We start from the raw sequence: 21,537 nt of genomic DNA on the forward strand, positions 1-21,537 counted from the left end.
CGCCACCGCCAGCAATACGGCGATGGCAACGATTGCCCCCAGCGGCCCCACCCACCACGAGCCAAGCTGCTTGGTCTGGCTAACGATCAAGGTCAACATCACCGCCAGTGTCGCACCATCGGCCATGCCCAGCATGTCAGGTGATGCCAGCCGGTTTCGGGTCAATGCCTGGATCAGACAACCCGCACTACCCAATGCCAGGCCCGCCAGCGCCGCCACAAAGATTCGTGGCAAACGGAATTCATTCAGCAGCAACTGAGTACCCGGCGGGCCTTCGTGACGCATGGCTTGCCATACCGCGGCTGGACTCAGCCAGCTTGCCCCCGCCATCAATGACAGGAAAATGACCATGGCCAACAAAGCCAGCAAGATGGGAACCAACAACATCGCCCGCCTGGACATTAACCAGGAAAAGCGCCCGACACGAACAGGATACAGGCCGGGCTCCAATAGCGGCAAAGTGGCCTCTCCAGTCATTGCATTCCCCTTTCGATCCGCCCTTGTCGTGCCATCCAGATCAGCAAGGGCGTACCCAGAATGGCAGTCAGCACGCCAACGGGCGTCTCATAGGGTTGCATCAACACACGAATCGCTTCATCAGCCACCAACAGCAGCAAAGCACCCAGCCATGCAGCAGCAAACAGCTGACTGCCAAGGCGAGGTGGGGCCAGTTTCCGAGCGGCAAATGGTGCGACCAGGCCCACAAACCCGATCGGACCGGCAAGCGCCACCGCACCGCCAGTCAACAAGGTCACCGTCAAAATGGTTGCGGCACGCAAAGGGCCAGGGCGATGTCCTAACGATTGCGCCATATCGTCACCCAATTGCAAGGCAGACAAGGGCTTATGCAATACCGCGGCCGCCACAATACCGATCAGCATGGCTGGGGCGACCCACGCGACCTGACTCAGGTTGACGCCGGAAAACGATCCTTGCGACCAGAACCGATACTGGTCGAGACTGTTCGGCGAGGCCAGCAGCAATGAAGCGCTGAGCCCATGGAACGTCGCCCCCAGTGCCGCACCAGCCAGCACCAGTCGCAACGGGGCATCTGCATGGCGGGTGGCATGGGCCAGCCCCAGCACACAAAGATTACCCACCAAAGCACCCAGGGCCGCAAAAACCAGGTAGCCCAGCCCAGTCTGAATACCCGCCCAACTGATGCCGATCACCACACCCAGCGCGCTGCCGCCATTGACACCCATCAATCCGGGTTCAGCCAGCGGGTTACGAGTGACGGCCTGCATCAAACAACCTGACAACCCCAAAGCCCCCCCAACCATCAAGGCCGACACTGTGCGCGGCAGGCGCAATGTCATCATCACCATGTCCAACTGGGCATTGGCACGCTCCCCAGCATCGCCCAACAGGTAAGCCAAGCTTTGACCCGGCCCGAATTGCCCCGCCCCCAGCAACAACGATGCCAATATCGCCATCAATAAAGCACACGCCAGCACAGCCCAGATCAGGCGTCGTGCCGGCGTCATCGAATCCAAACTCATCATGCGTACTTCAAGTCTCAACGTGTAGCCATTGCCTTGTCGACATCGGTCAATACCGCCATGGCTGCCAACGGGCCACCCAGGCTGGTCCACAACGATCCATCCACCACCACCAGCTGATTGCGCTTGACGGCATTGAGCTGATTGAACGCGGGGGTCTGGCGAGCCACCTGCAATGCGTCGGCAGCTTGACCGGTAGTGCTGAGGGTACCAACAAACAACCAATCGGCATCCACCCGGTTCAGCGCTTCCAAGCTGATGGGTGGCGAATGGGCCACGCCAGGTTGCTGCTGTGTCGCCGGCCGCACCAATTGCACATCGGCCAGCACACGACTGGCAAACGAGTCTTTCAACATATAGGCCGGGCCTTGCGGACTCCAACGGACAATGCTGACCGTGGCATTGGCTTGTTTGGCCAACCGTGTCCGTACCGTCGCAGCACGCGCCCGATATTCGGTCATGAAGCGATCGGCCTGCTGCTCACGTCCCAGCCACTGGGCCACGCGACGAAACGCGGTTTGCCAGTCCTCACTGGGTTTGAAACTGACCAAGGTCGGAGCCACTTTACGCAATTGGGCAAGCATGGCGGGGTCAGGTGCACCACCCGCCAGGATCAGATCCGGTTGTGCCGTGATCACACGATCCAGCACCGGCGTGGAAAAATCGCCAACCAGCGTGATCTTGGTTGCAGCCGCCCCCAAATAGCGCGGCACGCCCTGCTGACCCCGTCCTGTAGTGGTGCCGACCGGGGTGACCTGCAACGCCAACAAGGCATCCAGATCCAGTTCGGACAACACCAGAACACGCTGCGGATGATCCGGTATGGTTTGCGCGGTGCCAGCGGCATCAACTACATTACGTGCCCACAGACTGGCGGACAGGCCCACTGCCAACAGGGTCAGCACCAAGCGGTGCATCATGGTAAAGGATCGGGACATGGTTAACTCATCAATTCGGTGATCGGCCATCGTGATGGCCTGACAGTGACAATTCAAGGTACGCTGACATTCACCTGCTGCATTCAGGGCACCAACCAGACGACGCTCAAGCGTCGCTTGCTGTTGTTTCTTCCAATTCATCCATGATGCGGTGGCGTTCATGGTGATAGGCTTCTTCGGTCAATCGGTCTTTCCAATACGGTACGGCATACATCATATGGCGCGATACCTGGCACACCTTCAGCAACCAGTCACGGATCGCCACTACCTGGTTGCTCTCCCCTGCCAGGGTGACCGATGGCTGACCATCCGGCAATTGCCGCCGTTGCAGACTATCAAGCAATAAGGTGCTATCGCCAGCGGGGGCGCCCTGGCGATCGAACCATTCAATGGTCACCCCTGCTGGCCCAATCAGCGGCTGAATCTCGGCCTGGTCAGGTACTTCGATCAGGGCCATGCCCTTGGCCTGAGCCGGCAATGCGCACAACACCGCACGCAACAAGGGAATGGACGACGGATCACCAATCAACAGGTACCAATCGGCTGTTTCACGGAACAAGGGGGGAGCCGCCGGGCCCGCCACGCCGATGGCATCCCCTTCCATCGCATGGTTGATCCAGCGAGATGCGGGGCCATTATCACCGTGCAGCACCAGATCCACTGCCAATTCGCCAGCCGCCTCGTCATAGGCCGCCACGGTGTAGGTTCGCGTAATCGGGCGGACATCTGCCGGTGGCCAGATCGGGCCATCCGGGCCCAAGGTTGGCAGCACCGGTTCGGCCTGACCTGAGCGAGCCAGCATCAGCTTGATGTGCCGGCCCTCGCTACCCGTCGGAAAGCCAGACAACGCATCGCCAGACAACCAGACGCGGCGCATATGAGGTGTCAGTTGCTCGGTACGGCGCACACGCAACAGGCGCGGTGGATTACGAGAGGATGTATTGCTCATGGTCAATGCTTCCGTGTTGAGATGCCGGCTGTTCGAGCCATCATTTGCACCCCATCCTCTGATTGAGAATGGAGCTTATTTTCATCAAAGGTGCTGGTTTTGTCATATCTGCATGGGTGCTGTCAACCTCCACGCGGTCAATCATGCCAGTTACATATGGTTTCCAGCATTCGATGTCCGGCGCATCTGGCCGTCGCTGCATGGCACGGAACATCAAAATGTCCCCGTCAAACCGGCCAGTGATTGCAGACCGGAACTGGGTCATATTGTGCAACGCAACCTCAGTCAACCTAGCCATCTGTGATTCGCTCAAACCATTCAGCAGGCTGCCTGGGCGGCGCAAACGCTCACGGATCACATCGGCGGTCAACGGCACCCCAGCCTCATCGATTGCCGGGTCCCCATTGATGTCCAGCAAAGCTTCCAATGCGTCACGTTCTGTCGGCATGGGGCGCCCCGACCATGCTTCACTGGGGTAGGAATCCAGAATGGCCAACATCGCCACCTGCTCACCTTTCGCCTGCAAAGCAACAGCGACAGCATGGGCGGCCGCGCCGCCAAATGACCAGCCCAGCAAGTGGTAAGGACCCGTTGGCTGAATCTGCTGGATTGCTTTCACATGTTGATCGATACGTTGCTCAAAGGTGACGGGCAATGCCCCTGTCAATCCCACGGCCTGCAAACCGACAATACGCTGCGCCGGCAACAACGCCCCCAGCCCGAAATAGCACCAGGACAACCCTTCCGCAGGGTGCAAACAAAACAATACCGGGCCATCCCCACCCTGAATCGGCAACACTGCGGCCAGCGGGTCAGCCAGGCCAGATGGGTCCAGACTGCTTGGTGCCATCGTCATGGCTTGTGCCAACGCGGCCACCGTTGGGTACCGGAACAATACCGATACCGCCACTTCACGTTGCAACCGTTGTTGCAAACGGGTAGCCACTTGAATGGCCTGCAGTGATTTGCCACCCAGCATGAAAAAATCGGCTTCCGGAGTCAGATCAACAGCACCCAGCACCTCTTGCCAGACCGCGATGATGGCTTGCTCCAGCGGTGTGGCCTGTGTCGCCAGCGATGTACCGGTTTCAACCGGCAAGGCACGTAAGGCATGACGGTCAATCTTGTTGTTGGCATTGCGTGGCAAACGATCCAGAAACTGGTAGGCCGTTGGCACTGCCACAGCTGGCAAGCGCTCAGCCAGATAGGTGCGCAATTGTGCTACATCGGGCTTGATGTCGTTGCCAACCAGAAAAGCCGCCAACCGCTTGCTACCACTGGGCAGTATCTGCCCGATCACCGCAGCTTCCCGAATCTGCATGTGGCTGAGCAAGGCGGTTTCGACTTCCGACGGATCAATCCGATGACCGGACAGCTTGAATTCATCATCCAATCGGCCCAGATATCGCAACTGGCCTTGCTCATCGACCATCACCCGGTCACCGGTTCGATAGGCACGCGGCTGATCCGGCAAGGCAGTCAAGGTAATGAACCGGCGTGCCGTCACGGCCTCGCGTTCCCAGTAACCCAATGCCAGCGCAGGCCCCATCAGACACAACTCTCCAGCCACACCGCGACCAACCGGCTGTAACATGTCATCCACCACGACGGCGGACTCGCCAGGCAAGGGCTCGCCGATAGGCACGCTGTCGCCCTCCCATTGCAAGGCATTGGGCCCGGCCAGTTCAGCTGTGGTGGCAATCACCGTCGCTTCCGTCGGACCATAGGTATTCAGCAACAGCACCTGCTGCGACACCAACGTTCGCCAACGGATGACCCGTTCGGCCAGTGCCGCCTCGCCACCAATGATGGTCAGACGCAGGCTGGCTGGCAATGCCGCGGTCTTGTCACTCAGGCTGTATACCAGCTCGTGCCAGAACGCAGTTGGCAGGTCCAACACACTGATCCGCTGTTGAGTACAACCAGCAATGAACTGCGACATGGACTCCAGCATGGCTTCCGTCCGCAGCACCAATGTGGCGCCATTGCACAGCGTGACGAAGATTTCCTCGATACTGGCGTCGAAATGCAATGGGGCAAATTGCAGAGTGCGATCGGCGGCACACATGTCGAAACGCTGGGTAGCCGATGCCACATAACTGCTCAGGGCATCGCGCCCGATCATGACGCCATTGGGACGCCCCGTGGAACCGGACGTGTAGATCATGTAGGCCAGCGCATTGGCCGGCACCGGGTTTGGGGTCGCCAATGGCGTACTGTCAGCGACAAGGTCCATCGCATCCAGATGATGGCAAGGCAAGTGGGCCGGCACCAGCGCCGCATAATCACCCTGCGTCAACACCATGGTTGGCTGGGCGTCTTCCAGCACCATGGCAATGCGCGCCAATGGGCTGGCCGGGTCCAACGGCACATAACCGCCGCCCGCCCACAACACGGCCAGCAAGGCCACAATGGTATCGGGCTGGCGCGGCAACAACAGCGCCACGCGCGCGCCTTCGCCGACGCCTTGGGCATGCAGCCAACCTGCCATCAACTGTACCCGATGCAACAAGGCCCGATAACTCAACGTTGGCACGCCCGATTGTTCAATTGCCGGATGATCCGGCGTCGCCTGTACCTGGGCGATCAACGCAGACAAGACCTGCACAGGCGCCGTGGCCAGCGGTGCACCTTGCAGCAGCACCATCTGCTGCGCATGTGCCGGGCGCCATGCCAGTAACGGTGTCACGGGCTGGCCAGCCAAGTCATGCAGCGTTGCAAACAGGCTGGCACGGTGTTGCTGCAATGTTGCGTGATCATAGCCGTCCGGATTGGCTTCGATATCCAACCGCAGCACACCCGCACGTGGTGAAAGATTGATAGCCAGATCCTCGACTGGCCCAGCCGATACCGGATGAGCGATGGCGGTAAGCCCATGAAATGTGAGCGGACGATCGAACGGCATCAGGTTGACAACCGGGCCGAACAGCCGTCGCTGTCCACCCACCCGGCCCAAATCGCGTCGCAGCCATTCATAACGATAGCGTTGATGCGGACGCAATGTGCGCATGGCCTTGTCCACCTGCTGTACCAGCTCGGCAAAGCCTTGAGCTGGGTCGAATCGAATCCGTAGTGGCACGATGTTCATCACCATGCAAGGAATGGTCAACGTCACCGACCCCAATCGACCCATGACTGGCAAACCCAGCGTCACATCGGTTGCACCGGTCTGGCGATACAGCCATGCCACGATGCCTGCCGTGCACCAGGTGGTCCAGTCCATTTGCATGGCTGCAGCTGCAGCTTGCCATAGTGCGAATTCACTGGCGGACAGTACGCCATGTACCCGATGGACCCGGTGTGCTACTGGCACAGGTGGCCCCAGCAAAACAGGGGCAGGTGCCTCAGCCATGGTCGTCTGCCAGAAAGCCAGATCGCGCTGTCTGACATCACCCTGCTGATAGTGCAGATCCTCATCAATCACACGCTTCAGCGACCAATCAACAGCCGCTGGCAACTGGCCGGTACACGCAGCCTGGAAACGCTGACTGACCCGACGGGTCAGCACGGTGTAGCCGAAGCCATCGAGCGCGATATGATGTACCCGCAGGTACCACAGATGACGATCAGGCGCGAGCCTCAGCAACACACTGCGAAACAGCGGCCCGGCCGCCAGATCGGCTTGTTGGTGCAAATCTGCCTTGGCCCAAGCCAACGCCGCTGCCCATGGATCCTGCTGCAGGCTGATATCCACCAGCGGCATCGTCAAGTGTGCTGCAACAGGGCCATGCCATTGCAGCAGTTGATCCCCCCGCTGTTGATAGCGCATGTGCAGCGAATCGCATTCCGCCAGCGTTTGCAACACCGCATCGGAAAACACATCGCAATCCAGCATCCCAGTCAATTCCACCATCTCGGCTGTCCAATAGGCGGGATTGACGGGGTCAAGTTGCTGGCCAAGCCAGATCCCATATTGTGCTGTGGTCAATGGCAGAGGTTCGGGCAATGGCAAATCAGGCGAGGCAACAATCGGATGGGTCATCAGTGGAGTCATCATTGAATTCAGAAGGGAGCTGACAGCACTTGCCATGCCACAATCGATTTGTCAGGCAGGCAGTCAAATTCCTGGCACGAGGCCGGCCATGGCGCTGCGCCGTGCAGTCATGAGCAACATATTAATGCAAAACGATAATGGTTATCAAATGCAAATGAGATTGACTGCTAATTGCAAAGTTTGGCATGATAACGACCATTCGATCCATCTCCCTGCTGAAAGCAAAGCAGCAAGCCGTTCTCATCCCGTCAACGCAATTTGTCCGATCCTCTGAAGCGATGGCATTGGTGGTCAGATCAGTGAATCTGCATCGGGGCGATGTCGGTCACCTGCAGCCTTCTTCTCAATAAATGTGTCGAGATTCCGTTATGTCCAAACCGCGTAGTCCCCGCCTGTCCCTCAAACCCCTGGCACTCTCGCTGACCATTGTCTGTATCGGGCAAACCCAGGCACAGAACGACACCATGCTTGACCCGGTTCAAATCACTGCCGAGCGAGGCAGTGACACCAATACGGTGGTTCGCGCCAAGCGCATTGAGGTTGAGCAAGCAGTCAGCCTGCAAGACCTGTTCAATCAAACCCCGGAAGTCAGCGTAGGTGGCGGCCTGCCCATGACACAAAAGCTGTATGTTCGTGGCTTGAACGAGCGCATGCTGACCGTCACCATCGATGGCGCAGCACAACCCGAATCAGCCTACCACCATACCGGCCAGATCATGATCGAACCGGAGCTGCTAAAACGTGTAGAAGTGGAAGCCGGCACCGGTGCGGCGACAGCCGGCCCGGGCGCGTTGGCGGGTGCGGTACGGTTCACCACCAAGCGTGCGGAAGACATGCTGCGCCCCGGCGAACGTGCAGGGGCGCTGTTCAAGGGTGGCTATCAGCATGCGGCCAAGGGCAAGAAATATCTCGGCACGGTTTTTGGCAAGCTGTCTGATCAGGTTTCGCTGCTGGCCAGCATGAGCAATCTGGATACCGAAGAATACCAGGATGGCCATGGCAACAAGATCACCAACAGCGCCACCGAAACCCGCAATGATTTCGTCAAACTGGGGCTGAAGCCCGCTGATGGCCAGCGTATCGAACTTGCCCATCAGCGTTTTGAAGACGAAGGCCTACGCAACAAGCGCACCAACTTGATCCCCGGCCCCAAGAATGGAACCGAGCGCCAACGTACCGAACGCCGTTCCACCACATTGAACTACGATATCGCGACTCAAAACCCGTTGCTGTCATTGCACTTGCTGACCTTTGCCAATGACAACAATATCCGGCTCAACATGAGCCAGCCAACTGCTGAAAAACATGGCACCCACAGTCGCGGTATCAAGTTGTATAACGTGTCACGCATCGGCAACCACAAGCTGACCTATGGTGTGGACTACCGTCGTGATATTGGTTTCTCGGAAGTCCCAGGTAAGTCTGCCGAAGATGATCGCGTCACGGTCAACAGCATTTTTGCGCAGGACGACATCGCCATCGGTGACCAATGGCTGCTGGGGGCGGGTGCCCGTTATGACCGCTTCAAATATAGCGATGGTGCTGGCCACCAGTTTGAAAGCAGCGGCTTGTCACCCAGTGCCAGTGTGGCTTTCCTGCCTGTCGAAGGTTTGACCCTGCGCCTGAGCCATGCCCGTTCCCTGCGTGGTGTAGGTGTTATCGAACCCTTCCTGAAAGTGCATCAACCCAATGCCGATCAGATCGATCCAGAAAAGGCACGCAACAATGAATTCAGCGCCAAATGGCAATCTGGCCCAGTTTTCGTGAATGGCGCGGTCTATCAGCAGCATATCGACAACTATATCGCCTATGATGGTGGCCGCCGCAATGTCGGTCATATCCGCAGTAAGGGTTACAGCCTGAGCGGTGGTTTCCGAACTGGTCAGCTGTCAGCCAGCCTGGGCATGTCACATACCAAGCCGCGCCTGAATGGTAAGCCGTTTACCGATGGCGAAGCACTGTTGCTGGGTAATTCGGTCGGTCGGACCTGGGTTGCCCAGCTTGATTACGATCTGCCCGCGCAGCATGTCAAACTGGGTTGGACCAGCCGTCTGAACGAACGGTTGAAAGATGTACCTGCCGACACTGCCTCCAAGGCTGGTTACAACGTGCATGATGTGTATGTGCAATGGCAACCGACTGGCAAGGATGATGTCAGCCTGACCTTGACCGTCAACAATCTGTTTGACCGCTATTACGTAGACCAGGCCAGCTTTGCCGGCACCGGCCTGCCAGAGCCGGGTCGCGATGTACGCCTGAGCCTGGGTTGGCGAATCTGATCGCCACCTTGGTTTGATCGAGATCCATCGTACCCGTCACATCGGTGCAGTCTTGCCACCGCCAAGCGCCGCAGGCCCGGTCTTGGCGGTTTTTATCATCAAGAACCCATTCAGAATCTGTCGTGAGCGACCGCCAGTGGGATGACGCGCAGCGCAACAACCGGAATGTATGTGCAATACATGATGATGTTGCGCAACGCATCAGCCACCATCGCAGGTGCGCAATAAGATATTGAACAGGTTTCAGGATTTCTCTCGCACAGCAACTGATTCAACTTACTGGAACACGTGCCATGTCCAAGCTATCTACCGGTCGCGCCATTGCCCTGCTGGCTGCGCTGCAGTTTGTCTACATCGTAGATTTCATGATGATCCTGCCTTTGGGGCCCGATATTGCCCATACGCTGGGATTTTCCGTCGCCCACGTCAGCTGGCCTGCCGGTGCTTACACCGCTGCAGCCGTCCTGTCTGGTCTGGTGGCAGTCCGCTGGCTGGACCGCTTTGACCGCAGGCCCGCACTGCTCACCGTGTTTTCCTTGTTCAGCCTGGCCACACTGAGCGTGACGCAGGTGACCAATCTGGAGACACTGATCATCGCCCGTGCCATGATCGGGCTGTTTGGTGCACCCGCAGTCGCGTTGGGAATGGCCATCCTGATTGATACTGTGCCACCGCCACAGCGTGGACGGGCCATGGGTAAAGTCATGATCGGCTTTTCGCTCGCAGCAATTGTTGGTGTCCCCATGGCACTGGAGCTCAGCCGCCTGGGCGGTTGGCGTACCCCGTTCTGGTGTGTGGCCGGTGTGGCAACCCTGGTCTGGATCTTCATTGCGATGGTCTTGCCTTCCATGCGCGGGCATATGGAACAACCCCGTCGGGTATCGCCTCGCACCCTGCTGGCCCAACCCACCGTTCGGGCCGCTTGCCTGATGCACGGGATCAGCCAGTTTTCCGCATTCCTGGTGATCCCTCACTTCTCACCGTATTTTCTGCTCAACCTGCACTTCCCACGTGAATGGCTGGGTGCGCTGTATGCTGGTGGCGGCTTATGTGCGTTGCTCACCGCCCAACTGATCGGCCGTCTGATCGATCGGTCCGGCCCACTCCCCCCTGCGCTACTCGCCAGTGGCAGTATTCTGCTTGGATTGACGGTGTTTTTGTGGCCAGGCATCTTGCCGCTGGCGTTGTACTTCATCCTGTTCATGGCAGGCAACGCCGCCCGCAATGTCACGCTGGGCACCGTCACCAGCCAAGTACCCGCTCCCCATGAACGAGCGGGCTACATGTCGCTGCAGAACGTAGTGCAGGACATCGCCGTGACTGCCGGCGTATTGTGCTCCGGCTTGTTCCTGTCCGTAGCACCTGATGGTAGCCTGAAGGGCATGTCGCAGGTTGCTCTGCTCGCCATGCTGGCATTGGTGGCTGTCTTGTTGGCATTACAACGTCTGCGCGATCGGCAGGCCGCCCCGGCAGCCACAACCGGACAACAACAGGCCTGATCCAGCGCTACACTGATCCCTACAATCTCAATCATGTGTTGATTCAGTCAGTCCGCCCTCCTCCGTACCGGCAAGCGGGAGAGGGCGTCAATCCGATATCAAGTCATACGTTGTGATGCCATCGAATCCGCTACACAGCACAATCCCCACCACATTGATTGCCTGATACCCTGAGAACCTGTTCAATACCTTATTGCACGACCGCGATCAGGTATGCTTCCTGACTGCCACAAAAGAATCGATCATTTGCACATCATGAATGGCGATAGCCATCGGTCTCACCGAACAGACCGAATGCCAACCCACTATGGAGATTCAATGTCTGACAGCCCTCCCCTTGTTTGCAATTACACCGACCCCATCTCGGTGGTCGAGTCATTCATTGTTGCCATGAATCAATGGGAAACTGCCGCCTGTCAAGCCGCCCGGGAAGCCAGACATACGGCAGACCCATCATCTCACTGGGGGCCGGTGCAGAATGCAATGGATTGCATCTTCTCGCTTTATTGCACCGCCCGGGAAAGACCACATGGACGGCATAGCAGCTTCTCGAAACCACCACAATATAACCCGGCCAATGAGCATGTGATTTCGTCTCTGGAGCATGGAAAGAAATGGCATGTTGAAACCCAACGTGATCACCCGCTTTATGGTGGAAAGCTGCTATATGTGATGCAGAAGGTCGGTGGTGAATGGCGGATCGACAGCGTAAAAATCATGCAGGGAGCCACATGGCGTCCGACCACGCTGTAGTGGGTTGAAGCTGATAGCGATACACCGCATCTTCAGCATGTCATCACTTTTTACATTTCGCATTGACCCGAAATTCGATTGCGTTCCGTTTAAGTCCATGTCACCACGCACTAACGGAAATGATCATGTATCGCCTATCGAACTCATTTGCTGCCTTTTCGGCATCCCTGCTCCTGACTCTGGCCATCCCAGCTTGCGCCGCGCCCAATCTGGTTGACGTGACCGTCGTTGACCGTGAAATGGGCGGCACGTTGCCTGCCTATCGCTATCGCAGCCAAACCTTTGTCGAAGGACAACCTGGATCACGCTATGCCATTCAGTTGAACAACCGCAGTAACCAGCGGGTGATGGTGGTATTGTCAGTCGACGGCGTCAATGTCATCACGGGTGAAACTGCCACCGTCAATCAAAGCGGTTATGTGCTTGCGCCCTACGCCCGTACCGAAATCACCGGTTGGCGCAAGAACCTGAACGAAGCTGCTGCCTTCTATTTCACCGCACTGCCTGACAGCTATGCAGCCCGCACCGACCGGCCAGACAATGTCGGGGTAATCGGCGCAGCCGTGTTTACCGAACGACCAACCCGCCCGATCAGCCCGCCCCCCGTTGCCGCCTCACCAGAACGAGGCCGAATGGCCAGCAAGGCAGAAGCTGGCGCTGCAGCACCATCTGCCGACCTCCGCGAAGCAGACAGGCTGGGTACCGGCCATGGTGAACGGGAATACTCACCCACCCGTTATACCGACTTTGAACGGGCCAGCCATCAGCCCAATCAAGTCGTCCGGTTGCGTTATGACAGCTATGCCAACCTGGTCGCCATGGGGGTGATTCCATCACGGCGCGCACCACAGCCTTTCACACCCGATCCCTTCCCAGGATTTACACCCGACCCCAGATAATCCGCCATGCGGGCCTGTTGCAGCAGCCTCCACTCAGCGCCAGTGCAGAGCAGCCCTGGCCCTGCGCTGACGAATCATGATTTCAACACTCAGAATGGTCTGCGATTCACACTGGGCAGCAGATTACCCACGCATCTGACGACGCTGACTACAATAAAACTGCCAGCCATGTAGGAGCGTGTCATGAATGACGTGATCTATGAACTGCAATTTGCAGATGGGCGACAGCTTCGATATACAGTATCGGAAGACATGACACCCCCCTCGACAGCCGAACTGCCTGACTGGACACGTCTGGGTTTTCATCAGTGTCGCAACTGCCCATTGCAGGCGGATAGCACCCCACACTGCCCGGTAGCCGTCAAGCTGATGCTGGTGACAGACACCGCGACCAGAATCGTTTCATATGATGAAGCCGAGGTCACGGTCACCACACCCCAGCGGGTTTATCGCAAGCACACCACCGCTCAACATGCCATGGGGTCGCTGATGGGGCTGCTGATGGCGACCAGCGACTGTCCTCACACGCGCTTTCTGGCCCCCATGGCCCGTTTTCACCTGCCGTTTGCCAGCAAGGATGAGACAGTCTACCGGTCGGCATCAACCTATCTATTGGCACAGTATTTCCGTCAGCAAAAGGGAGAAACACCAGATTGGGCGCTCACCGGGCTGAAGGCTCACTATCACGAACTGCAAACCGTGAATGCCGGTATTGCAGCCCGCTTGCGTGAAGTCAGTCAGCTGGATGCCGCCATGAATGCGCTGGTGATTCTGGACATACTGGCCAAGCTGATGCCTTACAGTATCGAAGATGCCCTGGTCGACACAGCCCCTGCATTTTTATGAGCTGATCGGGTGACCTCGACACGATACCAAGCTGGCGACTACGCCGGGTGCACCACCTTGGTCAATGGATTGGATTCCCCTTCCAGATGCCAGTTCATCCATAGCCGTCCATCGGCAGTCGGTTCGATGGCAAGCCAATTTCGTGCGCCAAGCAAATGACTCCCACGGGGGCCGATCTGCTGCATGGTGGCACGGATGCCACGATCAATCTGCTCCGGCTTGTCAGCAATCGATTCCAGCACATAACGCACCAGGCCGGGTGGCCCTGGGTGCACAATGCCCGACGAGATGAATTGGTTGATCACAGCCGCGTTGCAGCTGGCTTGCCGGTCGGATTCGATCACCGCCAACGCGCCGACGTGGACATCACCAGACAGCAAGGACACACGGCAGTCCTTATCCGCGGCAAATTTCAGCAAACGATGCACCAATCGCAACCGTTCCTGCTGATGCGGAATGCTTCGCCAATGATCCCGCAGATCATCTTCCAGCTCTTGCTGGCCTGGTAGACAGGCAAGCAACTTCTCCAGCAAACCCAAGTCCAGATAGGCTACCGGAATGCTGGATACCACCAGCAAATGCTGCAATGTGCCTTTAGGCTGCTGGTCCAGCCAGTCGTAAATCGCGTCCCAGCTGGCCGGTGAAATGATCTGACACGGGGCGAAGCCCGTCTCCAACTGCAGGTCCGGCTGGCGCTCAGAACGCAGATCCAGCACCAGCAAACCCAACTTACCCAGGTTTGAAAAGCCCAGATTGAAGGCAGGCTGCACAGGCAGCGCCGCTGGATGCCGGTCGGCGCTACCCAATTGCTGCTGAAACACCCTGAAATAGTCTCGGGCAATCCCAAAAATGCCTTGATAAACAGGCGACTGATGCAAGTCATCCGGGTAGGAGCCCCAACCATCGAAGATATCGTGGTCATCCCACATCATCACGGTGGGAATGGCAGCCAGCATGGCCTGTACTTCCGGCTGTTGCCAGCGGGACAGATACAGCTCGCAGAAGAATCGATCCAATTCCTGTGCCATACGGGCGGTAAAGGCAGCTTGGGTGCGGGCATCCAGCGATTTGTCAGTCCAGTTTTTCAACGACGGCAGCACTTGCCACATGGCATCCGAATAGACCTGATCGCCCCCCATGATCAGCAGATGGTAGGGCTCGGCATGATGCCTTCCCTGCAGGTGCTGCCAACGCTCGTGCTTATTTGCCACCTGCTTCATCAGCTTGGGATCGGAAAACCCATTGCATGAGGTAAACGCACACCGCGGGCTGGCCCCCTCTACTGGCACATGAAAACTGGCAGATGCTTCACCCACATTCAGACGCACCTGCCCGCCCCCTAAAGGCGCCCGCAGATCGATTCGATAGACATCAGAAGTCGGATTACGAAAAGGTACGCAGGCAATACGGGCCTTGCCAAGCAACTGGGCATGCCCATGGATTGCAATGGGTGGTACCGCCTCCCCGGATTTCACGACCACCAGTGCTGATACCGCCCAGTGCTGATCATGTACGCCGCGAAATTGCAAAATAGGGCCAAGCTGAAGGGCCATGCTTCCTCCTGAATGTTGTGATGTGTGATAGCGCCGAGACCAGTAACAAACCGGCCTCAATACAGCAGATAGGGATAAAAGGTATGCATATACGCGCATTGCGAGTTCCGCAGATTGTCACAGGCCGATTAAGTTCCCTGGCAATGCCCCGTTGTCAAATACACCAAAACCAGGCTGGGCAAGGCCTGCATGGCAGTGGGCAATATTGGCGACATTGACTCGGCCACGCTACCATATGGCCCCGCACAGCTAGCCGCCCTCTGACATGAAGCTTCGATTCGTACTTGGTGCCATCGTATTGGCCGGTTGCCTGGGATGGGCAGGATCAACATTGATCCCAACCTCGCCAGCGTTACGCCCTGATGCGACACAACCTGCTCCACCCCCGGCAAACCCAACCCCACTTGCCTGGCAGGCCGAACGGATATGGATCGCAGGTGAAGGCGCCCCCGGTTTGCAAGATGGTGTGGCAGCCCAGGCGCGATTTGCCGACCCGTATGGGGTTGTGGCTGACGCAATGGGCAAACTGTATGTTGCAGATGCTGGTGAAAACAACCGTATCCGGGTGATGACCGCCGATGGTACGGTCAGCACCCTGGCTGGGTCCAAGGAAGGCTTCGAGGACGGTACAGGTAGCGCCGCGGCCTTCAACACGCCATCCGGTCTGGCACTGGATGCCACAGGCAACCTGTATGTGGCGGATACCGGCAACCACGCCATCCGCAAAATCACGCCACAAGGCGTAGTCAGTACCGTAGCGGGTACCGGCCAACCGGGACTGCGCGATGGCCCGGCCACGGCGGCACAGTTCAATGGGCCGCTGGCGGTGGCGGTTGGCCGTGATGGCAGCCTCTATGTCGCCGATACCTACAACGACCGAATTCGCGTGATTCAACCTGATGGTAATGTGACCACGCTAGCGGGTGGCCCACACCCAGGCCATCAAGACGGCCCAGGAGGCAATGCCTTGTTTGACATGCCCTGTGCTCTGGCGCTGGATCACGCTGGCAACCTGTGGATCGCCGACACCCGCAACCGAGCCATCCGCAAGCTGGCCCCCAATGGCGAGGTCAGTACCTTTGCCCAAGCACCGGAACAGGATCGCGAATCCCCGTTACGGCGACCGCTCGGCCTGGCGATCAGCCGTGATGGCTCGCTCTATGTGGGTGATGCGTCAGGAGGCAGGATTCTGCAGCTTGCACCCACCGGAGAACAGGCCATTCTGATCGGTGAAACTGACTTGGCCGACAGCTTTGCTCGCCCCAGCGGGTTGACACTCGACAACCAGGGCATGCTGGTGGTGGCTGATGCCCAGGCAACCCGCCTCTATCGACTTCGTCCCAAGGCTGCGCCAGGCCAGCCAACCACAGCGTCCCCCGTGCCCCCCGCTCCCGTCATTGCGTTACCGAATACCGCTGGCCGTTGGCCAGTCAAACCACAATATGACTGGCACGAGGTAGTCGGCACCGTTGGCGAGGTCCGCGGTAATTTCCGCGGTGAACGCCGCGATCACTTGCACAGTGGCCTGGATATTCAGGCTGATGTCGGGGCAGAAGTTCTGGCCATTGCCGATGCCAAAGTCAGTGACCCACTGGCCACCTGGGGGTTTGGCAATCTAAGCGAAGGGCTGGGACTGGATACGTTGAGCTATATCCACATGCGGGTTGGTCGCACAGCACAGAACAAGGTGCTCGACCCCACCCGCTTTTTACTGTTGTCAGATACAACGGGTAAACCCAATCGCATGCGGGTCAGACGCGGCACCCGATTCAAGGCGGGTGAGGTACTGGGCACCGTCAACGGTATGGCGCATGTCCACATGGGCCTGACACTTGGCGGTATCCAGCGTAATGCCATTGAGCTTGGCTTTCGCGGGTTTACCGATCAGATCGCCCCCACTATCGATCGCATCCAGCTTGCTGGTACGGATGGTCAAACCTTTACCCGAGGGGCAGATGGGCGGATACAAATCCCACACGGCGTCAACGGTGTGCAGATTGTGGTAGATGCCTGGGACAAAGTTGATCGCAACTTGCCGCGCCGCCGTCTGGGGCTGCATTCACTTGGGTTCCAGATCCTGCGTCGTGACGGCACACCAGCACCCGGTTTTGAACACCCCAGAATGAACATTGATTTCGGCAGCTTGCCGCTGGATGACCAGGCCGTCAAAACCGCCTATGCCGACAACAGTGGGATCACCGTGCATGGCAGTACTGCTACGCGATTCCTGTATGTCGCCACCCACCTGGTACGGGACGGTCGTGCCGAAATCGGTAGCTGGCAACCGGCCACACTTCCGGCCGGCGATTACACATTACGCATCATCGCCATGGATTACGCCGGCAACATGACCACCCAAGGCAACGAGATACCGGTGACGTTGTTGTAGATCCTGTTGACATGAGTTCATGGGCCGAATCCCGTATCAACCTGGCATGCAGCGTGTTGAATCTGGTGCCGGCCCTAAACCGGCCCTGTCGAAACGTGTGCTCCTCGGTGGCACCCAGGTTCCGCCTGAACCGGATGTAAATATCGTCAATATTGACTGGTTATGCCCTACCCTGCCTGGCTAACGCCCGCTTCAAGCGCGTCACGCCAACATCCAGCTCTGCTTCATTCAGATTACCGAAGCCCAGGCGGAAAGCCCGCACAGGTTGGTCATCTTGCGAAAACGCCTGGCCCGGCAGAATGGCCACATGCTCCGCCAAACAATCCTGTGCCAGCTTCACCATGTTCACCCGTTCATCCAGCCTCAACCACAGTGCAATGCCCCCCGCCGGCAGATCAAAGTGCACCTGCCCACCCAGCTCGCTGCGAAGCACACTGGCCAGATGGTCACGACGTGATTGGTAGATTTTCAAGGCACGACGAATGTGTCGACGCAACTCGCCACGCGCCATCAGCTCGCTGACAGCCAGCTCGGTCAGCTGATTGCCTTGCCGGTCGATCAGCATGATGTCGGCCGCACAGCGGTCGACCACCCGTTCGGCGGCCACGACATAACCCAGCCTCAGGCCGGGCGCCAATACCTTGGACAGTGAACCAATATGCAATACCCGGCCATACCGATCCATGCTGGCCAGCGGGGGTACCGGGCTTCGCAGGTAGTGGAACTCGTGATCATAGTCATCCTCCACAACTGCAAAATCATATTGTTCCGCCAGCGCCAACAGACGTAACCGTCTGTCAGCCGGCAACATCACCGTAGTCGGGAACTGGTGGTGTGGCGTGACAAACACCGCACGGACCGGAAAGCGTTGGCACAGCTGCTCCAGGGCTTCCGGTATCAGGCCATATGCATCCTGCGCCACGCTGTGCACTGTCGCCCCACTGGCCCGGAATGCTTCACGGGCAGGTGGGTAACTCAGCGATTCGAATACGGCGTGTGTCTGTGGACCACCCAGTAAACGTGCTGCCAGATAAATACCCATCTGGCTCCCCCGCACCACACAGACCTGGCTGGCCTGTACGTTCAATCCCCGTTCCATGCGTAGCATGTCGGCAATGGCATGCCGTAACGACGGGGTGCCTGTGGGGTCGCCATAACCCAATTGATTGTGCCTGACCGACACCAACAGCGCATGACGATAGGCATGCGACAGCACGTTGTAAGGAATCAAACGGGAATCCGGCACCCCATCGGAAAAAGCCAATACCTCGTCAGGCCGATTGACCCTGAGCAAGGACTGATCCATGTAACGGGCTAATGGAGGAGACACCGGTGGCAACGTCAGCCCCGTCGAACGGACATCTGTCACCTGTGTCGGCCCCTGCACAGGCAGCTGGGCCGATACAAATGCCCCTCGGCGTGGTTGCAGCTCAATCCAGCCTTGCGCTTGCAATTCATCAAACGCTTGCACCACGGTTTTACGATTCACGATCAGCTCATCAGCCAACGCACGTGTGCCGGGCAACGCATCACCTGGCATCAACCTGCCACGCCGAATGTCATCCACCACGGCCTGTGCAATCTGCAAATGCAATGCCAAATCGCTCGTCCGCTGCAACGGCATTGATAGTGACCAAGGTCGCAACATCACCTACCCCTCTGGACCCATTAACTTTTCAATTCTGGATGTTTTGACCGGTCCAATGCAAGCCTAAGATGTGCCGACAAATCACGGTGAGCCACCCATGCAGGTTGTACCGAGCACACCGGCAGCGCCTTCATCGGCAGCTGAATCGATCAACATTACCCCCTGGAGCCCACATCATGCCGACGACCTTATCCCTACCCAAAGATGAGCTGGTCACCGTTGCCCAGTCTCGCATGCAGCACGCCATCCCTGATCTCACATGGACAATACGGGAGAAGCTGGCGCTGACCTGCCGCATATTGTTCGACAATGGCCATGACGCCGGCCTGGCCGGTCAAATTACGGCCCGTGCCGAATCCGGCGACACTTTTTATACCCAACGTTTTGGTTTGGGGTTTGACGAAATCACCGCCACCAATCTGGTACATGTCGATCAGGACCTGAACGTGCTGGATGGCAATGGCATGGCCAACCCGGCCAATCGCTTCCACACCTGGGTCTATCGTGCCCGGCCGGAAGTCAATTGCATCATCCACACCCACCCGACGCATGTCGCCGCCTTGTCGATGCTGGAAATACCCTTAGCAGTGTCACACATGGATATGTGCCCACTGTTCGATGACTGCGCCTTTCTAAAGGAATGGCCCGGCGTGCCGGTCGGCAATGAAGAAGGCGAAATCATCTCTGCCGCGCTGGGCGACAAACGCGCCATCCTGCTGGCCCACCATGGTCAGTTGGTCACTGGCCGCACGGTGGAAGAGGCCTGCATCCTGGCCATGTTGATCGAACGAGCGGCCCGGCTGCAACTGCTCGCCATGGCAGCCGGCGACATCAAGCCAATTGCACCTGCCCTGGGGAAGGAAGCCCACGACTGGATATCCACACCCAAGCGTCACCAGGCAACTTTTGCCTATTACGCCCGCCGCAGCTTGCGCCACCACCCCGATAGCCTGACCTGAGAACCTGTTCAAGGGCAGCCGCCAATACCGAACCCCTTACCACCAGGAGCACACCATGCACACCGCACTTGAAGGCATCATCGCCTACCCGATTACCCCGTTTCATGCAGAACTTGGCAACCCTGATCTGCCCACACTGAGAAAGCTGATCGACAAGCTGATCCACGATGGCGCCCATGCCATTGCGCCGCTTGGCAGTACCGGCGAAAGTGCCTACCTGACCGACGATGAGTGGGAAGCCGTTGCCGAAGCGGCCATCAAACAGGTCGCCAGACGCGTCCCTGTTGTAGTCGGCATTTCTGACCTGACCACCCGGAACGCCGTTCGACGTGCCAGATTCGCTGCGCAGGCCGGTGCAGACGTGGTCATGGTCATTCCCGTTTCCTACTGGAAATTGAGCGAGGCAGACATCACTGCCCACTACCGCGCCATTGCTGACGCCATCGACATCCCGATCATGCTGTACAACAACCCCGCCACCAGCGGAATCGACATGTCGCCAGAGCTGATCGTCAACATGGTGAAACAGATCGACAACATCACCATGGTCAAAGAAAGCAGTGGTGATATTCAGCGCATGCACCGCATACAACAACTGTCAGATGGCCAGATCCCGTTCTATAACGGCAGCAACCCACTGGCGCTGGAAGCCTTTGCCGCCGGTGCCCGTGGCTGGTGCACCGCCGCACATAACCTGATTCCGCATTGGACCCTGAAACTGTATCAGGCCTGCCAAGCCGGCAATCTGGATCAGGCCAGGGCGGTCTTCTATCAGCAACTACCGCTGCTGCAGTTCATTCTAAAAGGCGGCTTGCCCACAACCGTGAAAGCGGGGCTGAGACTACAGGGATTTGAAGCAGGTGAACCAAGGCGCCCATTGCAGGCCCTGTCACAGGCTGACGAAAAACAGCTGCAGCAACTGCTGGACACCCTCCAGCGCTGATTGACCCAATTAGCCATCCAGTACGCTGGCGATAGACTCGCCAATATTCCTGCCACACCAGCATGTCCAACCTGCAACCTGGATATGCTGGTGCGGCCCTCGTAGCTTGTCAGGTTCCACGGGTTCGATACTTGCCCAAGCTCGCCACGGCTGAAGCTGAACATTGGCAAACTCAATCTGAACAGGGGGAATTTGCCTACGCCCAATATTGAAATCCGTTCATTCACCAATGGCATTGGTGTCGAATATCTTTACACCTCACCGGCAGCACAATCAATACATAATAAAATCCGTACATTCAAATCAAAAACAAACCATATATTCCACCCGCAAAATATCCATACATCGCCAACTTCAAATATTCAATTCATGGCGCCGTATACCTG

16 protein-coding genes are annotated in these 21,537 nt (G+C 57.9%); 9 read left to right on the plus strand and 7 right to left on the minus strand.

Translation table 11 applies throughout. The features are described 5' to 3' along the window. From FFS57_RS22455 to FFS57_RS22475, 5 genes are all read right to left on the minus strand, one after another. Nucleotides 1-477 (minus strand): iron chelate uptake ABC transporter family permease subunit (locus tag FFS57_RS22455; RefSeq protein WP_137940077.1); only part of this gene is annotated, 477 nt, incomplete at its 3' end. Beyond that, nucleotides 474-1,505, minus strand: coding sequence for a FecCD family ABC transporter permease (locus FFS57_RS22460; protein ID WP_249384127.1), 1,032 nt, complete (start codon nucleotides 1,503-1,505; stop codon nucleotides 474-476). The genes FFS57_RS22455 and FFS57_RS22460, both read right to left, overlap by 4 nt. Before the next feature lie 14 nt (nucleotides 1,506-1,519). Next, nucleotides 1,520-2,440 carry an ABC transporter substrate-binding protein gene (locus FFS57_RS22465; RefSeq protein WP_171014149.1) on the minus strand — a complete coding sequence of 307 codons (921 nt, stop codon included), beginning with the start codon at nucleotides 2,438-2,440 and terminating at the stop codon, nucleotides 1,520-1,522. Between the two features lie 106 nt (nucleotides 2,441-2,546). Continuing rightward, on the minus strand, nucleotides 2,547-3,389 hold the full coding sequence (locus FFS57_RS22470) for a siderophore-interacting protein (protein ID WP_137940079.1): 843 nt from the start codon (nucleotides 3,387-3,389) through the stop codon (nucleotides 2,547-2,549). 40 nt (nucleotides 3,390-3,429) lie between these two features. Continuing rightward, entirely contained in the window at nucleotides 3,430-7,371 is a 3,942-nt protein-coding gene (locus tag FFS57_RS22475) for a non-ribosomal peptide synthetase (protein ID WP_137940080.1), read from the minus strand. Between the two features lie 100 nt (nucleotides 7,372-7,471). On the opposite strand from FFS57_RS22475, the gene FFS57_RS22480 reads away from it, so the two are divergent. The 6 genes from FFS57_RS22480 to FFS57_RS22505 all read left to right on the plus strand — a co-directional run bounded on the left by FFS57_RS22480 (nucleotide 7,472) and on the right by FFS57_RS22505 (nucleotide 13,659). Next, nucleotides 7,472-7,657: a hypothetical protein gene (locus FFS57_RS22480; RefSeq protein ID WP_137940081.1), complete on the plus strand. Its 186-nt coding sequence runs from the start codon at nucleotides 7,472-7,474 to the stop codon at nucleotides 7,655-7,657. A 94-nt stretch (nucleotides 7,658-7,751) separates the two neighbouring features. Further along, nucleotides 7,752-9,662, plus strand: coding sequence for a TonB-dependent receptor domain-containing protein (locus FFS57_RS22485; protein WP_171014150.1), 1,911 nt, complete (start codon nucleotides 7,752-7,754; stop codon nucleotides 9,660-9,662). A gap of 293 nt (nucleotides 9,663-9,955) precedes the next feature. Further along, nucleotides 9,956-11,161 (plus strand): MFS transporter, encoded by a 1,206-nt coding sequence (locus tag FFS57_RS22490; protein ID WP_137940083.1) that lies wholly within the window; start codon nucleotides 9,956-9,958, stop codon nucleotides 11,159-11,161. A 318-nt stretch (nucleotides 11,162-11,479) separates the two neighbouring features. Continuing rightward, on the plus strand, nucleotides 11,480-11,914 hold the full coding sequence (locus FFS57_RS22495; RefSeq protein ID WP_171014151.1) for an NTF2 fold immunity protein: 435 nt from the start codon (nucleotides 11,480-11,482) through the stop codon (nucleotides 11,912-11,914). Between the two features lie 125 nt (nucleotides 11,915-12,039). Continuing rightward, entirely contained in the window at nucleotides 12,040-12,813 is a 774-nt protein-coding gene (locus FFS57_RS22500) for a hypothetical protein (RefSeq protein WP_249384128.1), read from the plus strand. A 183-nt stretch (nucleotides 12,814-12,996) separates the two neighbouring features. Continuing rightward, nucleotides 12,997-13,659 (plus strand): DUF6901 family protein, encoded by a 663-nt coding sequence (locus FFS57_RS22505; protein ID WP_137940085.1) that lies wholly within the window; start codon nucleotides 12,997-12,999, stop codon nucleotides 13,657-13,659. 38 nt (nucleotides 13,660-13,697) lie between these two features. Here the strand turns inward: FFS57_RS22505 and FFS57_RS22510 are convergent, their stop codons facing one another. Further along, nucleotides 13,698-15,212: an alkaline phosphatase D family protein gene (locus FFS57_RS22510; protein WP_137940086.1), complete on the minus strand. Its 1,515-nt coding sequence runs from the start codon at nucleotides 15,210-15,212 to the stop codon at nucleotides 13,698-13,700. A gap of 265 nt (nucleotides 15,213-15,477) precedes the next feature. Between FFS57_RS22510 and FFS57_RS22515 the strand changes: the two genes are divergently transcribed. Next, nucleotides 15,478-17,601: an NHL domain-containing protein gene (locus FFS57_RS22515; protein WP_137940087.1), complete on the plus strand. Its 2,124-nt coding sequence runs from the start codon at nucleotides 15,478-15,480 to the stop codon at nucleotides 17,599-17,601. Nucleotides 17,602-17,761: 160 nt separating this feature from the next. Here the strand turns inward: FFS57_RS22515 and pdxR are convergent, their stop codons facing one another. After that, nucleotides 17,762-19,249 (minus strand): MocR-like pyridoxine biosynthesis transcription factor PdxR, encoded by a 1,488-nt coding sequence (gene pdxR / locus FFS57_RS22520; protein ID WP_137940088.1) that lies wholly within the window; start codon nucleotides 19,247-19,249, stop codon nucleotides 17,762-17,764. Between the two features lie 176 nt (nucleotides 19,250-19,425). Between pdxR and FFS57_RS22525 the strand changes: the two genes are divergently transcribed. After that, entirely contained in the window at nucleotides 19,426-20,208 is a 783-nt protein-coding gene (locus tag FFS57_RS22525; RefSeq protein WP_137940089.1) for an aldolase, read from the plus strand. Between the two features lie 55 nt (nucleotides 20,209-20,263). Beyond that, nucleotides 20,264-21,151 (plus strand): dihydrodipicolinate synthase family protein, encoded by an 888-nt coding sequence (locus tag FFS57_RS22530; protein ID WP_137940090.1) that lies wholly within the window; start codon nucleotides 20,264-20,266, stop codon nucleotides 21,149-21,151. Nucleotides 21,152-21,537 lie beyond the last annotated feature (386 nt).

Origin of the sequence: Chitinivorax sp. B (genome assembly GCF_005503445.1) — a bacterium.
In the GTDB taxonomy this organism is placed as follows: domain Bacteria; phylum Pseudomonadota; class Gammaproteobacteria; order Burkholderiales; family SCOH01; genus Chitinivorax.

Excerpts from the sequence above, each read along its gene's own strand:
- FFS57_RS22490 (WP_137940083.1), top strand. The coding sequence starts at position 9,956 with ATGTCCAAGCTATCTACCGGTCGCGCCATTGCCCTGCTGGCTGCGCTG.
- FFS57_RS22505 (WP_137940085.1), top strand. The coding sequence starts at position 12,997 with ATGAATGACGTGATCTATGAACTGCAATTTGCAGATGGGCGACAGCTT.
- pdxR (WP_137940088.1), bottom strand. The coding sequence starts at position 19,249 with ATGTTGCGACCTTGGTCACTATCAATGCCGTTGCAGCGGACGAGCGAT.
- FFS57_RS22515 (WP_137940087.1), top strand. The coding sequence starts at position 15,478 with ATGAAGCTTCGATTCGTACTTGGTGCCATCGTATTGGCCGGTTGCCTG.
- FFS57_RS22510 (WP_137940086.1), bottom strand. The coding sequence starts at position 15,212 with ATGGCCCTTCAGCTTGGCCCTATTTTGCAATTTCGCGGCGTACATGAT.
- FFS57_RS22465 (WP_171014149.1), bottom strand. The coding sequence starts at position 2,440 with ATGTCCCGATCCTTTACCATGATGCACCGCTTGGTGCTGACCCTGTTG.
- FFS57_RS22460 (WP_249384127.1), bottom strand. The coding sequence starts at position 1,505 with ATGATGAGTTTGGATTCGATGACGCCGGCACGACGCCTGATCTGGGCT.
- FFS57_RS22480 (WP_137940081.1), top strand. The coding sequence starts at position 7,472 with ATGGCGCTGCGCCGTGCAGTCATGAGCAACATATTAATGCAAAACGAT.
- FFS57_RS22470 (WP_137940079.1), bottom strand. The coding sequence starts at position 3,389 with ATGAGCAATACATCCTCTCGTAATCCACCGCGCCTGTTGCGTGTGCGC.
- FFS57_RS22525 (WP_137940089.1), top strand. The coding sequence starts at position 19,426 with ATGCCGACGACCTTATCCCTACCCAAAGATGAGCTGGTCACCGTTGCC.
- FFS57_RS22475 (WP_137940080.1), bottom strand. The coding sequence starts at position 7,371 with ATGACCCATCCGATTGTTGCCTCGCCTGATTTGCCATTGCCCGAACCT.
- FFS57_RS22500 (WP_249384128.1), top strand. The coding sequence starts at position 12,040 with ATGTATCGCCTATCGAACTCATTTGCTGCCTTTTCGGCATCCCTGCTC.
- FFS57_RS22485 (WP_171014150.1), top strand. The coding sequence starts at position 7,752 with ATGTCCAAACCGCGTAGTCCCCGCCTGTCCCTCAAACCCCTGGCACTC.
- FFS57_RS22495 (WP_171014151.1), top strand. The coding sequence starts at position 11,480 with ATGTCTGACAGCCCTCCCCTTGTTTGCAATTACACCGACCCCATCTCG.
- FFS57_RS22530 (WP_137940090.1), top strand. The coding sequence starts at position 20,264 with ATGCACACCGCACTTGAAGGCATCATCGCCTACCCGATTACCCCGTTT.